Source organism: Streptomyces sp. NPDC059456, from assembly GCF_042750055.1.
Taxonomy (GTDB): Bacteria; Actinomycetota; Actinomycetes; order Streptomycetales; family Streptomycetaceae; genus Streptomyces.
This window is the reverse complement of sequence record NZ_JBHYVA010000183.1, coordinates 1-13,065: the sequence shown is the minus strand read 5'-3', so window position 1 is coordinate 13,065 and position 13,065 is coordinate 1. Positions and strand designations below refer to the sequence as shown.

The 13,065-nt window shown below is 74.0% G+C and carries 11 protein-coding genes and 1 pseudogene; 1 reads left to right on the top strand and 11 read right to left on the bottom strand.

Features of this window, described 5'->3' with window-relative positions:
- From ACFXA3_RS18085 to ACFXA3_RS18065, 5 genes and pseudogenes are all read right to left on the bottom strand, one after another.
- Nucleotides 1–680: pseudogene (locus ACFXA3_RS18085) on the bottom strand (hypothetical protein); the annotation flags it as partial.
- Nucleotides 677–1,132, bottom strand: a complete 456-nt coding sequence (locus ACFXA3_RS18080) for a phage tail protein (protein WP_385187859.1) — start codon at nucleotides 1,130–1,132, stop codon at nucleotides 677–679. The gene ACFXA3_RS18080 and the pseudogene ACFXA3_RS18085, both read right to left, overlap by 4 nt.
- A 28-nt stretch (nucleotides 1,133–1,160) precedes the next feature.
- A complete protein-coding gene (locus ACFXA3_RS18075) occupies nucleotides 1,161–3,032 on the bottom strand; it encodes a phage tail sheath family protein (RefSeq protein ID WP_385187857.1) in 1,872 nt (623 codons plus the stop codon).
- Between the two features lie 16 nt (nucleotides 3,033–3,048).
- Nucleotides 3,049–3,981, bottom strand: a complete 933-nt coding sequence (locus ACFXA3_RS18070) for a hypothetical protein (RefSeq protein WP_385187855.1) — start codon at nucleotides 3,979–3,981, stop codon at nucleotides 3,049–3,051.
- On the bottom strand, nucleotides 3,978–4,577 hold the full coding sequence (locus tag ACFXA3_RS18065) for a DUF4255 domain-containing protein (protein WP_385187853.1): 600 nt from the start codon (nucleotides 4,575–4,577) through the stop codon (nucleotides 3,978–3,980). Before ACFXA3_RS18065 ends, ACFXA3_RS18070 begins: the two co-directional genes overlap by 4 nt.
- 197 nt (nucleotides 4,578–4,774) lie before the next feature.
- Here ACFXA3_RS18065 and ACFXA3_RS18060 point away from each other — a divergent pair, with 197 nt between their 5' ends.
- A complete protein-coding gene (locus tag ACFXA3_RS18060; RefSeq protein WP_385187851.1) occupies nucleotides 4,775–5,695 on the top strand; it encodes a hypothetical protein in 921 nt (306 codons plus the stop codon).
- Nucleotides 5,696–5,729: 34 nt separating this feature from the next.
- Here the strand turns inward: ACFXA3_RS18060 and recQ are convergent, their stop codons facing one another.
- The 6 genes from recQ to ACFXA3_RS18030 all read right to left on the bottom strand — a co-directional run.
- Nucleotides 5,730–7,769, bottom strand: coding sequence for a DNA helicase RecQ (gene recQ / locus ACFXA3_RS18055; protein ID WP_385187850.1), 2,040 nt, complete (start codon nucleotides 7,767–7,769; stop codon nucleotides 5,730–5,732).
- A 67-nt stretch (nucleotides 7,770–7,836) separates the two neighbouring features.
- Nucleotides 7,837–8,349 carry an O-acetyl-ADP-ribose deacetylase gene (locus ACFXA3_RS18050; RefSeq protein WP_385187848.1) on the bottom strand — a complete coding sequence of 171 codons (513 nt, stop codon included), beginning with the start codon at nucleotides 8,347–8,349 and terminating at the stop codon, nucleotides 7,837–7,839.
- Nucleotides 8,349–9,767 (bottom strand): phytoene desaturase family protein, encoded by a 1,419-nt coding sequence (locus ACFXA3_RS18045; protein WP_385187846.1) that lies wholly within the window; start codon nucleotides 9,765–9,767, stop codon nucleotides 8,349–8,351. The genes ACFXA3_RS18050 and ACFXA3_RS18045 overlap by 1 nt, the downstream gene beginning before the upstream one ends.
- A 77-nt stretch (nucleotides 9,768–9,844) precedes the next feature.
- Entirely contained in the window at nucleotides 9,845–10,669 is an 825-nt protein-coding gene (locus ACFXA3_RS18040) for an inositol monophosphatase family protein (RefSeq protein WP_385187844.1), read from the bottom strand.
- 87 nt (nucleotides 10,670–10,756) lie between these two features.
- Nucleotides 10,757–12,256, bottom strand: coding sequence for an NCS1 family nucleobase:cation symporter-1 (locus ACFXA3_RS18035; RefSeq protein WP_385187842.1), 1,500 nt, complete (start codon nucleotides 12,254–12,256; stop codon nucleotides 10,757–10,759).
- A 35-nt stretch (nucleotides 12,257–12,291) separates the two neighbouring features.
- Nucleotides 12,292–13,065, bottom strand: a 774-nt coding sequence (locus ACFXA3_RS18030) for a TIGR03842 family LLM class F420-dependent oxidoreductase (protein ID WP_385187840.1), incomplete at its 5' end; no start/stop codon positions are given.

Sequence of the window (13,065 nt, the reverse complement as noted above, 5' to 3'; positions counted from 1 at the left end):
TCTACCCCCGCGCCCCCGCACCCCCCGATCGAATGGGGTATCGTGGGCTGGGAGATGTGTATCAGAGACAGGGCCGCGTCCTGCCGCTCGGCCAGTTCGAGGACCCGGAAGAAGCTCCCGGCGGCGGGCAGCCCCGGGCCCCGGACCCGCAGCACGGAGCCGGCCGGCGGGGTGCGCCCCTCGGGCAGGGCCAGGTCCCGGCCGGTCGCGGCGGCCGCGAACTGCCCGCTTGCGGTGAACTCCCAGCGCACCGTGAGCCGTCCGCCCCAGCTCCCCTCGTCGCGGGCGAGCAGCCCGATCGTGCAGGGCGCTCCGCGGCCGGGGTCGGCGCCGGGTGCGTCCGCGCGGGCCAGCGTGATCCGGTGCAGGGCGCGGGCCTGCTCGGCGTCGGGGTGCGGGGCGCGGGGCAGCGGCGCCACCCGCAGCACGTGCGCCCGGACCCCGCCCTGGGCGAAGAAGGCCCGTACCGCGTACGGGAGCAGGCCGGGCCCCTCGAAGCCGCCGAAGTGGCTCCGGTAGTCGCTCCAGCGGTCGAGGGCGACGGGTTCGTCGACGGGCCCGCGGGGTGCCACGCCGACGAATCCGGCGATGTCCAGGCGTTCCGGCCGCGCGGAGGGCGGCGGCCGCCGGGCGTCCCGCAGGACTCCGGGCGCCCCGAGACGCAGTCCGGCGGGGGTCACAGGGACTGGAAGTCGATGCGTTCGGCGACGAGGTGGAGTTCCTCCATCGCGACCTCTCCGCCGCCCTTGCCCGTGAGGGTGGGGCCGACCCACTTCTTGGGCTGGGCGGCGCGCAGCACCCAGGCGCAGACGGGCCGGCGTCCCTCGTCGTGGAGGGTGACGGTGACGGTGCGGGCGTCGTAGGCGCCCTCGCGGGTGGCTTTGATCCAGTTGAAGAGCCGCAGGTCGCCGATGATGCCGCGTTTGAGGGTGACGTCGTTCGTCGTATTGGTGTTGGCGATCTTGCGGACGTGGTTCTCGGGGTCGTTGCCGTTGCGGTATTCGGAGAACTTCACCTCGTTCCCCGCTCCGCTGAAGTCGGAGAAGCCACCTGCGATCTGGTCCTCGCCGCCGGTGTCGCCGAGCTTGACGAGGAAGTTGAAGGCTCCGTACGGGTTGTTGCGCGTGGCCATGGGTTCTCTCCCTGTGTCGGCGCGGGCGTCAGCTGCGCTGCGCGTCGGCCGTGAACTGTCCGATGCGGAACACGACGAACTCGGCGGGGTAGGTGGGCGCCACGCCGATCAGGCAGATCAGCCGTCCGTTGTCGAGGTCGTTCTGGGTCATGGTGGTGCGGTCGCAGCGGACGAAGAAGGCCTCCTCGGGCTTGGTGCCGAGCAGGGCCCCGGTCCGCCAGACGGAGATCAGGTAGTCCTCGACGGTCTGCCGGACGGAGGCCCACAGCCGCTCGTTGTTCGGCTCGAACACCGCCCACTGGGTGGACTTGTCGAGGGAATGCTCCAGCTGGATGAACAGCCGGCGCACGTTGACGTACTTCCACTCCGGGTCCGAGCTCATCGTCCGGGCGCCCCACACGCGCCGGGCCCGCCCCTCGAAGAAGCGCAGGGCGTTGACGCCCTCGGGGTTCAGGACGGACTGCCGGTCGTAGGTCACGTTGGAGGTGAAGTCGGTGATGCCGAGGAGGACTTCGTTGGCGGGAGCCTTGTGGACCCCGCGCTCGACGTCGCTGCGGGCGTAGACGCCGGCGACGTATCCGCAGGGCGGTACGTCGAGGACCGGCGACGGTGCTCCCGGGTCGGGGCGCCGGCTCGGGTCGGTGATCCGCACCCACGGGTAGTAGAGGGCGGCGTAGCTGGTGTCGAACTGGGCGCGGAAGCGGCGCACTTCGGAGATCGAGCTGTCGCGCGGCGGGTCGACGATCGCCATCCGGTAGCGCAGCCGTTCGCAGTGTCCGATGAGGAGGTCCACCGCGGTCTTCTGCGCGTCGCCGGTCAGCGTCACGGTGTCGGGGGCGGCGACGATGGCGATGTCGTCGATCTCGGCGAGCGCGCCGAGCCCGCGGGCGGGGTCGGCGAGGCTGTCCGGGTTGGCCTCCTTGCCGGCCAGGTCCTGCGCCGTCAGGTCCAGTCCGTCGCCGCCGCGGGTCAGGTGGGCTCCGGGCTGTGCGAGGGTGAGCAGCGCGGCGAGCCGGACGCCGGGGGCCGGCGGGGGCGCTCCCGCGGCGGGCTTGACCGTGTCCAGCCAGACGAGGGAGAACTCGTCGGCCGGATCGGCGGCCTGGAGCACGTTGCCCACCGAGCGGGGGTGCCGGTCGTCGAGCTCCAGCTCGTTGTAGACGTCGATGCGGTCGCCCAGGCGCACGGTGACGGCGAGGGTCAGGTGGAAGGCGGCGAATCCGGCCGCGACGGGATCGAAGTCCTGCCCCTTGAGGTACCCGAGGACTCCGTCGGCGCGGCGGACGACCGTCTTGACCCGGTCGGGCACCGGCGGGGTGCCGTCGGGCAGGGAGGGTACGTTGCCGCCGGCCAGCGGGACGACCTCCACGGCGGCGCCCTCCTGCACGCCGGTGAGCCGGAGCGTGCCGTCGCTCCCGGCGATCAGGATGTTCTTGCCGCGGCGGAAGGTCACCGCGACGGAGATCCCGGCGCCCGCCGAACCCGGCCAGCGGGCCCGCCAGTACAGCAGCGGGGTGCCCTGGGCGGGGACGGGCAGGGAGGCGAAGTTGGCGTCGACGGCGGTGGGCGCGTCCTCGGCTGCGCCGGTGCGGACGAAGGGGAAGACCCGGGACACGTAGAGCCGGCGGCCGCCGTTGGCGAAGAAGGCCCGTGCGGCGAGGGCGAGCAGGCAGTCTTCGTCGCCGATCCGCAGTCCGCCGAAGGCCCGTTCGTACTCGGTGAAGCTGGTGACGAGCACGGGGCCGGGCAGCACGGTGGGACCGCCGGGCAGGGTGTACGGCACGGGTCCGTACGCGGTGCGCCCCGCCATCCCGAACGTGCTGGTCGGCACGGACTCGATGGACCGTGAGCGGAAGCTGGTCTCCTCGACGTAGACGCCGGGGGTCAGGTACTCGGGCATGTACGGGTCTCCTCCGTCACGGGTCGGGCGGGGTGTGGGGCAGGTCGGCGGCGTGGACCACCCGGCCGACGGTGAGGGTGCGGACGGTGTCCGCGGCGGCGGTGCGGTACCCGGCGGGGCGGGCGGTGCCGCGCAGCACCTCGTTGTCGAGGTCCTGCGGGCGGGGCGGGCTGGCGCTGCGGGCGAGCGGTTCGGCGACGAGGCCGGCCAGCGGATCGGCGGACGGGGCGGAGGACGGACCGGCGGGAGCGGGCGGCGGCGGGTCGGGGGCGTGGGTGCGCAGCGCGACGGGGAACCGGGACGGCGCCGGGTACGGGAGCACGCCGACCCCGTCGATCAGCAGCAGCACCTGCCCGTGCTCGTCGCCGTGGGCCCAGCCGAGGGGGACCCCGCCGGGTCCGAAGGCGTCGACGCGCGGCCAGCGCACGGGGGTGGCGGCGGCGTCCGGGCGGGTCACGCGCAGCCGCAGCCCGGTCGTGCCCTCGGGGACGGGGTAGCCGGGGCCGGGCAGCAGCCAGGGGATCAACAGGCGGGATTCGGCGGGGATGTGGGGTGCGGTGGGGGGCCGTTCGTCGGCCCCGGAGAGTTCGGCGGGGGTCCACAGCGGCACGGTGAACCGACGCGGTATCCAGCGCCGGGCGGGGTCGTCGACGCGTACGGTGACGGCGGCGGGCAGAGCCCCCGCGGCGGTGTGGCGCAGCACGAAGCCGGTGGCGCCGTGCCCTTCGAGCGGCCTGGCCGGGTCGGGCGCCTGCCGGCGGCGGCCCGGTACGGGGGCGCTCTCCCAGCCGACGCGCAGGCCCGGCCCGGCGGCGGCGCGGTTCCTGGCGTCGAGCGGCCGGACGGCCAGCGCGAGCCGGTGCAGTACGTCGACGGCGCCGGCCTCCACCGTGATCCGCCGGTCGGGACGGGCGCCGGCCGGCCCGGGCAGGGCGTCCGCGGGCGTCATCGGGCCGGCTCCGGCGAGGAGCCCGCGGCGACGACGGTGACCTCGCCCGGGGCGGGCCCGGCCGCCCCGTCGATCCGGATGACGCGGGCGAGGTACGGCAGGCAGAGCCGGTAGTCGGTGGTCATCGCCTGGAAGGCTTCGCTCATGGAGTCCATGGCGAGTTCGTCGGGGACGACCTGCACGCAGTCCCCGGCGAGCCAGCCCCCGCTCGGATCGAGCAGGGGCCCGGTGAGCAGGCCTTCGCCCTCCAGGATCCGGGCGACGAGCCCCAGCCATTCGAGTTCCGCCTCCACGGACTGGTCCCAGGCGGCGATCATCAGGTGCATCCGCAGCGGCAGCCGGGGCAGCCCGTCCTGAGCGGCCATCGCGGCCAGCGCGGGCCGGGTCTCGCGGTCGATGCTCAGCCGGTAGCAGTAGACGGACACGGCGGGGTTGCGGATCAGGGAGCCGGGCGTTTCGACCTTGTCGAAGTCGACGGGCCCGGCCAGGACGGCCTCCGGGCGGCGCCCCGGTGGGGGGATCTCCTCGGCGAAGCGCCGGTTGAGCAGCGCGACGACGCTGCGCCCCACGGCGGCGAGTGCCCGGTATCCAGCCATGGGCCGATGCTGCGGCTCCTCCCGTCACGGAGGCGTTGCGCGAGCGGACGGCGTGCGCCCGACGGCGGTGCCCGGGCCGTGGTGCCCGGGCCGCGATGGCCGGGCCGCGGTACCGGGCCGCGATGGCCGGGCGACGGGCCGGTGACACCGCCCGGCCCACACTCGGGTGCGCCTGCCCCCTCACCCAGGAGCCCACCATGAGCAGCACCGCGCACCACTCCCCGGCCGGCACCGGCACGGGCGGCTGCGACCCCGGAGCGATCGACGCGCTCGCCTGCATCGCCGCGGGCATCCAGCGCCGGGCCGAGGTCACCCAGGAACACCTGCCGCAACTGCGGGATTTCCAGGAGAAGTTCAACAGCGCCCGGACCGAGTACACCAAGGCCCGGCTGGCCGCGGGGACCGACCTGGACGAGGCGGCGGCGACCCTCGCCGAGGTCCGCGAGCAGATCCGCTGCCGGGTCACGCACGAGCAGCGCCACTGTCTGCAGCAGGCCGTCGACGAGGTCTTCGAGGACATCCGCAGGTGCGCGGGCGGCCGGGGCTGCTGCGTGGACGACTGCGGGTGCGCCTTCGACGACACGGTCGGCCGGGAGGACACGGTCGCCACGCTCGCCGCGCGCATCGCCCGGTACACGGCGGACACCCTGAAGGCCGCGGCCTGCTTCACCGATCTGGACGGCGAGCTGACGGCGCTGCCCGAACGCGCGGCGAAGATCAAGACGGACGCGGCCCAGCTGCTGGCGGACGTCTGCGACACGGCGCTGGGCAAGGACGTCGTACGCCTCTACGCACGCCTGCTGGTGCTGCTGCGCCGCATCGCGGAGGCCTGGCGGGGCTTCGCCACGGTCTCCGCGTTCGTCGACTGCCTGTGCAAGGCGCTGCTGTGCGTGCTCAGGGGCTGGCAGGCGATCGCCGTGCTGGAGGGCGCCCGCGCCGAGCTGCTGTGCAAGGAGGAGACGCGCAGGAAGGCCTGCGAGCGCAAGCAGAAGGAGACCGTCGAGGAGGTGATGGCGGAGTACGCGCGGCTGTGCCCCCCGTGCAGCGCGCAGGCCGACGGGACCGGGGAGGAGGACCCGCACGAGGAGCCGCCCTCCGACTTCGAGGGTGCGGCCTGACCCCCGGCCCCTCCTCCCGGACCGCCGGGCCGGGCTACTGCCAGTCGTCCCAGGGCGGGTCCGCGTCCTCGAAGTCGAAGGGCGGCTCCTCCTCGGCGTACGGGGCCGGGGGCTCCGGCGGTGCCGCCTGTGCCGTCGCCGCCGGGGCCGCCGGGGCTGCCGGGGCTACCGGGGCCGCCGTCGCCGCCGTCGCCGCCGCCGGGGGCTCGGGAGTGCCGGTCCCGGCCAGGGTGGCCAGGATCCCCTCGGCGTACTTGGCGAGCTTCGCCTCGCCGACGCCACTGATGGTGCCCAGTTCCCCGGCCGTGCCGGGCAGCCGGGTCGCGATCTCCCGCAGCGTCGCGTCGTGGAAGACCACGTACGCCGGCACGCCCTGCTCCTTCGCGGTCGCGCCCCGCCAGGCGCGCAGGGCCTCGAAGACCGGCACGGCCGCCGCCGGCAGGTCGACCGGGACCCGCCCGGCCTTCCCGGAGCCCGAACCGGAGGACTTGCGGGCCGCCGCGGCCGGCGCCGCCTCCTTGCGCATCGGGACGCTGCGGCGCCCGCCCAGCACCTCGCCGCTGGCGTCCGTGAGCACCAGCGTCCCGTAGTCGCCCTCGACCGCCAGCAGCCCCGAGGCCAGCAGCTGCCGGACGACCCCGCGCCATTCCGGGGTGCTCAGATCGGTCCCGATCCCGAAGACCGACAGCGCGTCGTGGTCGAACTGGATGACCTTGGCCGTCTTCTTGCCCTGGAGGATGTCGATGATCTGGCCGGCGCCGAACTTCTGCCGGCGCTCCTTGGCCAGCCGCCACACCGTGGACATCAGCTTCTGCGCCGCGACCGTGCCGTCCCAGGACTCGGCCGGGGTCAGACAGGTGTCGCAGTTCCCGCAGGGCCCGGCGGCCGCCTGACCGAAGTACGCCAGCAGCCGCACCCGGCGGCAGTCCACCGTCTCGCACAGCGCGAGCATCGCGTCGAGGTGCCCGCCCAGGGAGCGGCGGTGCGCCTCGTCGCCCTCGGAGCCCTCGATCATCTTGCGCTGCTGCACCACGTCCTGGAGGCCGTACGCGAGCCAGGCCGTGGCGGGTTCGCCGTCGCGCCCGGCGCGGCCGGTCTCCTGGTAGTAGCCCTCGACGGACTTGGGCAGGTCCAGGTGCGCCACGAAGCGGACGTCCGGCTTGTCGATGCCCATGCCGAACGCGATCGTGGCCACCACCACGATCCCGTCCTCCCTCAGGAAGCGCGCCTGGTTCGCGGCGCGCGTGCGGGCGTCCATGCCCGCGTGGTACGCGACGGCGTCGATGCCGTGCTCCACCAGGAACGCCGCGGTCTTCTCCACGGACGCCCGCGAGAGGCAGTAGACGACGCCCGCGTCCCCGTCGTGCTCGGTCCGGATCAGCTCCAGCAGCTGCCGCGTGGGGTTGTTCTTCGGGGCGATCCGGTACTGGATGTTGGGCCGGTCGAAGCTGGCCACGAAGTGCCGGGCGTCACCCTCCGCCAGGCCCAGCCGGGCGGCGATCTCGGCGTGCGTCGCCTCGGTGGCCGTCGCGGTCAGCGCGATCCGCGGCACCGTGGGCCAGCGCTCGTGCAGCATGGACAGCGCGAGGTAGTCGGGCCGGAAGTCGTGGCCCCACTGGGCGACGCAGTGCGCCTCGTCGATCGCGAAGAGCGACACCCTCCCCCGGTCGAGCAGCCGCTGCGTGCCCTCGGTGCGCAGCCGCTCCGGGGCCAGGTACAGCAGGTCCAGCTCACCGGCGAGGAAGGCCTGCTCGACGGCCTGCCGCTCGTACGGGTCCTGCGTCGAGTTCAGGAACCCGGCCCGCACCCCGAGCGCGGTCAGCGCGTCCACCTGGTCCTGCATGAGCGCGATCAGCGGCGAGATCACCACGCCCGTGCCTTCTCTGACCAGCGCCGGGATCTGGTAGCAGAGCGATTTGCCGCCACCGGTCGGCATCAGCACCAGCGCATCGCCGCCGCCGGCCACGTGCTCGATGATCTGCTGCTGCTCGCCGCGGAAGGAGTCGTATCCGAAGACGCGGTGCAGCACCTCCAGGGCATCGGGGGTTTCGGTGGGGGCGTCGACGAGGCTCATCCCAGAAGCCTATCGACCCCCACCGACACCCCCGTCCACTTCCGCCGGATCCCGCCCCGGCCCCGGGCTACCCCAGCGCCTCCTCGAAGACCGCGTACGCCTGCTCGTCGAAGAGGACGAAACGGACCTCCTCCACCGGCGCCGCCGCGGCCGCGCGGACCGTTTCCACCGCGATGCGGGCGCCGTCGTCCATCGGCCAGCCGAAGATGCCCGTGGAGACCGCCGGGAAGGCGACCGTACGGGCGCCCAGCCCGGCCGCGACGCGCAGGGACTCGCGGTAGCAGGAGGCCAGCAGTGCGGAGCGGTCCTCGTCCCGCGACCAGACCGGGCCCACCGTGTGGATCACCCAGCGGGCCGGGAGCCGGCCCGCGGTCGTGGCCACGGCCCGGCCCGTCGGCAGGCCCTTGCCGTAGTGGGACGCGCGCAGCGCCCGGCAGGCCTCCAGGATCTCGGGACCGCCGCGCCGGTGGATGGCGCCGTCCACTCCCCCGCCGCCGAGCAGCGAGGAGTTCGCCGCGTTGACGATGGCGTCCGCGTGCTCGGCGGTGATGTCCCCACGGACGAGGGTGATGCGCACCATCAGCGGGCCTTTCGCAGGTGGCGCCAGACCGCCTTGGCCGCGTTGTGGCCGGACATGCCGTGGACGCCGGGACCGGGCGGGGTGGCGGAGGAGCAGAGGAAGACGGCCGGGTGGGCCGTCGTGTACGGGGACAGGGTCGGCTTCGGGCGCAGCAGCAGCTGGAGCCCGGAGGCGGCGCCGCAGGCGATGTCGCCGCCGACGTAGTTGGGGTTGCGGGCGGCCAGTTCCGGCGGGCCGGCGGTGGCGCGGGCCAGCACCAGGTCGCGGAAGCCGGGCGCGAAGCGTTCGATCTGCCGCTCGACGGCGTCGGTGAGGTTGCCGCGCCACCCGGCGGGGACGTGCCCGTACGCCCAGAAGACGTGCTTGCCCTCGGGTGCCCGGCCGGGGTCGGCCAGGCTGGGCTGGGCGGTGATCAGGAAGGGGGTGCGGGGGGCGCGGCCGCCCGTGGCCAGCTGGAGGGCGGCGTCGATGTCGCGGGCGCGCGGGCCGATCTGGACGGTGCCGGCCCGGCGGGGCGCCTCGGCGGTCCAGGGGACGGGTCCGGACAGGGCGTAGTCGAGCTTGAACGCGGCGGCGCCGTACTTGTAGCCGTCGTACGCGCGTCCCAGGCGGGCGATCCGGGCCAGCGCGGTCGGCGAGGTGTCGAAGACGTACGCCCGGGCCGGCGGCAGGTCGTCGAGGCGTTTGACCTCGAAGCCGGTGTGGACCGCGCCGCCGAGGTCGCGCAGGTACGCGGCGAGGGCGTCGGAGATCGACTGCGAGCCGCCGCGCGGCATGGGCCAGCCGCCGGCGTGCGCGGCGAGGGCGAAGACGAGGCCGACGGCGCTCGTGCCGATCCCGCCGAGGGGGGCGATGACGTGCGCGACGAGCCCGGCGAACAGGGCCCGGGCCCGCTCCTCGTGGAAGCGGTTCAGCAGCCAGGTGGACGGCGGCAGTCCGGCGAGCCCGAAGCGGGCCAGGGTGAGGGGGTCGCGGGGCAGGGCGGTCGACGGCAGGGACATGAAGTCCCGGGCCAGGGTGTCCCATTTGCCGAGGAACGGTTCGACGAGGCGGCGGTAGGTGCCCGCGTCGCGCGGGCCGAGGGAGGCCGCCGTCTCGGAGACGGAGCGGGAGAGCACGGCGGCCGTGCCGTCGTCGAAGGGGTGGGCCATGGGCAGCGGGGCGTGCAGCCATTCCAGCCCGTACCGCTTCAGCGGCATGGTGGCGAACACCGGCGAGCCGGCGCCCAGCGGGTGGACGGCCGAGCAGGGGTCGTGCCGGAAACCGGGGAGGGTGAGCTCCTCGGTGCGCGCCCCGCCGCCGACCGTCTCCGCGGCCTCGAACACGGCCACCGAGAAGCCGCGCCGGGCCAGCTCCACGGCGGCCGTCAGCCCGTTGGGCCCCGCCCCCACCACGACCGCATCGAGAATCGACGGCACCTTGAGACTCCTTCGTCCGGTGGCGGCTGCCCTCCCAGGATATTCGGCCCGTCCACACGGGCCCCGGGCCGTGCCCGTCAGGCGCCGCGCAGCAGGTCGCGGATCCGCAGGGCGGTGGCCTCGTCGCGGCCCACGGCGAAGGGCAGCGCGTTGTCCCGGTCGATGCGGAAGGGGACTCCGGCGACGGTGCTCTGTGCCCCGCCCGCCTCGGCGACGAGCAGCAGGCCGGCCGCGTGGTCCCAGGCCGAGGGCCAGGTGAAGGCGAGGCCGTCCATCTCGCCGCGGGCCACCTTCAGGTACTCCAGGCCGGCGGAGCCGCAGGGCCGGGCCGCGACCCCGGGCACCTCGAGCCGGGCCAGGGTCCGCTTGTCCGCTTCGGAGGTGTACAGCGGGTGGGCCATGGCGACCCGCAGCTCGGCGCCGGGCTGCGGGGAACCGCTGTGGATCCGCTCGCCGTTGACGTACGCGCCCTGCCCGCGCACGGCGGTGGCCAGCTCGTCCAGCGCCGGGGCGAAGGTCCAGGAGGCGAGGATCTCCCCGCGGTGGGCCAGGGCGACCAGGGTGCAGAAGGCGGGGTCGCCGGCGACGAACTGGCGGGTGCCGTCCACCGGGTCGACGATCCACACCGGCGCGTCGGCGCGCAGCGCGCCGTACACGGCCGGGTCGGCGTGCACGGCCTCCTCGCCGACGACGGCGGAGCCGGGCAGCAGGTGCGTCAGGGAGGCCGTGAGGTGCTCTTCGGCCTTGCGGTCGGCGACGGTCACGAGATCGTGCGGACCGCTCTTCTGATCCACCTCGTGCTCGGCGAGCTGCCGGAATCTCGGCATGATCTCCACCGCCGCGGCCTTGCGGACCGCTTCTTCCACCGCGGACAGGTCTTGGGCCAGGAACTCTTCGATCATGCCCCCATCACACCACGCCCGGCTGACAAACCCCACCGCCCGTCGTGTCCGGCGGCCGACCTCCGGGTGGACTGCGGGTGCCGCCGGTCAGCGGGCGGGATGCCGGCGGATCATGAGGGCCGTGTACAGGAGGAAGGACGAGGCCACGCCGACCGCCCAGCCGTAGTCGGCGAGAGGCTTCAGGAAGGGGATCAGGCCCTCCTCGGGGAAGGGGCCCTGGCCGGGGGCCGAGTGGGAGCCGCCGATGGCCAGGACGCCGCCGACCACGAAGGCCGCCACCGCACTGATGTTCCAGCCGCCCGTGTACCAGTACGGGCCGCCCTCCCGGTACAGGTCGGGCAGTGACAGCCGGGTGCGCCGCACGACCCAGTAGTCCGCGATGAGGATGCCGGCGACCGTGCCGAGCAGGCCGCCGACCAGGCCGAGCCAGGTGAAGATGTACAGCTCGGGGGTGGAGGTCAGCTTCCACGGCATGATCAGGACGCCGACGACGCCCGTGATCAGTGCGCCCCGGCGGAAGTCGATCCGGCGGGGGGCCAGGTTGGCCAGGTCGTAGGCCGGGGAGACGACGTTGGCCGCGATGTTCACCGAGATCGTCGCGACGAGCACCGTGACCAGGGCGTAGAGCAGCCCGAAGACGCTGTCGGTCTTGGAGACGAGCTCCACCGGGTCCCAGATCGGGGCGCCGTACACCGCTTCCGACCCGGAGGTGACGAACACCGACAGCAGCGCGAACAGGGTCATCGTGGTCGGCAGCCCGAGCGTCTGTCCGAGGATCTGGCTGCGCTGGCCGGCGCCGAAGCGGGTGAAGTCGGGCATGTTGAGCGAGAGGGTGGACCAGAAGGCGATCATGCCCATGAGCGACGGGAAGAAGACCGGCCAGAAGTCCTCGCCCCAGCCGAGCTTGGACGGCTGGTCGAGCAGCTCGCCGAAGCCGCCCGCTTTGAACCCGATCCACACCAGCAGGGCCAGCGCGCCGACGATGACGAACGGCGCGGCCCAGTTCTCGAAGCGCCGCAGGGCCTCCATCCCCCGGTAGATGATGGCGAGTTCGAGGGCCCAGAAGAGGACGAAGCACAGCCACAGCGGCCAGGGCTGGCCGGCGATCTTCGCGGCGTCCTCCCAGCCGCCGAAGATCTTGCCGAGCAGGACGAAGATCCCGGACCCGCCGATCCAGGTCTGGATCCCGAACCAGCAGCAGGCCACGGCTGCCCGGATCAGCGCCGCCAGGTTGGCTCCGCGCACCCCGAACGGGGCCCGGGCCAGCACCGGGAACGGGATCCCGTACTTGGGCCCGGCGTGCCCGATGAGCAGCATCGGCACCAGCACGATGAGGTTGGCCAGCGCGATGGTGAAGACGGCCTGTTTCCAGTCCATCCCCAGGGCCACCAGCCCGGAGGCGAGCAGCCAGGAGGGGATGTTGTGCGCCATGCCGACCCACAGGGCCGCGAAGTTGTACGTGGTCCAGCGCCTGTCCTCGACCGGTACGGGGAGGAGGTCGGGGTTGGCGAATCGGCCGTCGGAGGGGACCTCCCCGGGAGCGAGCTCCACGCGGTCCCGGGTGTCGCCGATCGTGTGGTCCGGCATGTGCGCGCGTCCCTTCGGGGCGGTGGGGGTCTCGGTCAGGCTCTGAGCGCAGGGATGACGTGCTGCCCGTAGGCGTCGATCGTGGCCTCCTTCGCGTCGTGCATGTCGTACAGGGCGAACTGGTCGACGCCCAGGTCGCGCAGGGTGCGCAGCTTTTCGATGTGGGCCCCGGCCGGGCCGAGCAGGCAGAAGCGGTCCACGATCTCGTCCGGTACGAAGTCGGCGGACGGGTTCCCGGCGCGGCCGTGGTGGCTGTAGTCGTAGCCCTGGCGGGCCTTGATGTACTCGGTGAGCTCGTCCGGGACCATCGAGGAGTGCTCGCCGTAGCGGCCGACCAGGTCGGCGACGTGGTTGCCGACCATGCCGCCGAACCAGCGGCACTGGTCGCGGGCGTGGGCGAGGTCCTCGCCCACGTACGCGGGCGCCGCGACGCAGATGGTGACGGCGCCGGGGTCGCGGCCGGCCCGTTCGGCGGCCTCCCGGACCGAGCGGACCATCCACTCGGTGAGGTAGGGGTCGGCGAGCTGGAGGATGAACCCGTCGGCCTTCTCGCCGGCCAGGGCCAGTGCCTTGGGCCCGTACGCGGCCATCCAGACGGGGAGCTTGCCGTCGCGGACCCAGGGGAGCCGCAGCGGGTTGCCGTCGACCTCGGCCTCCCGGCCTTCCGCGAGGTCGCGGATGACGTCGAGGGGCGCGCCCCGGCGGGGCCGGGGGGTGGGTTTTGGTGCGGCGCCGCGCCATGCGGGGTGGCCCCCGCCCCTGGCCCCCACCCGGGCGGGGGGGGGAAATTGTGTTTTGGGTGGGGAGGG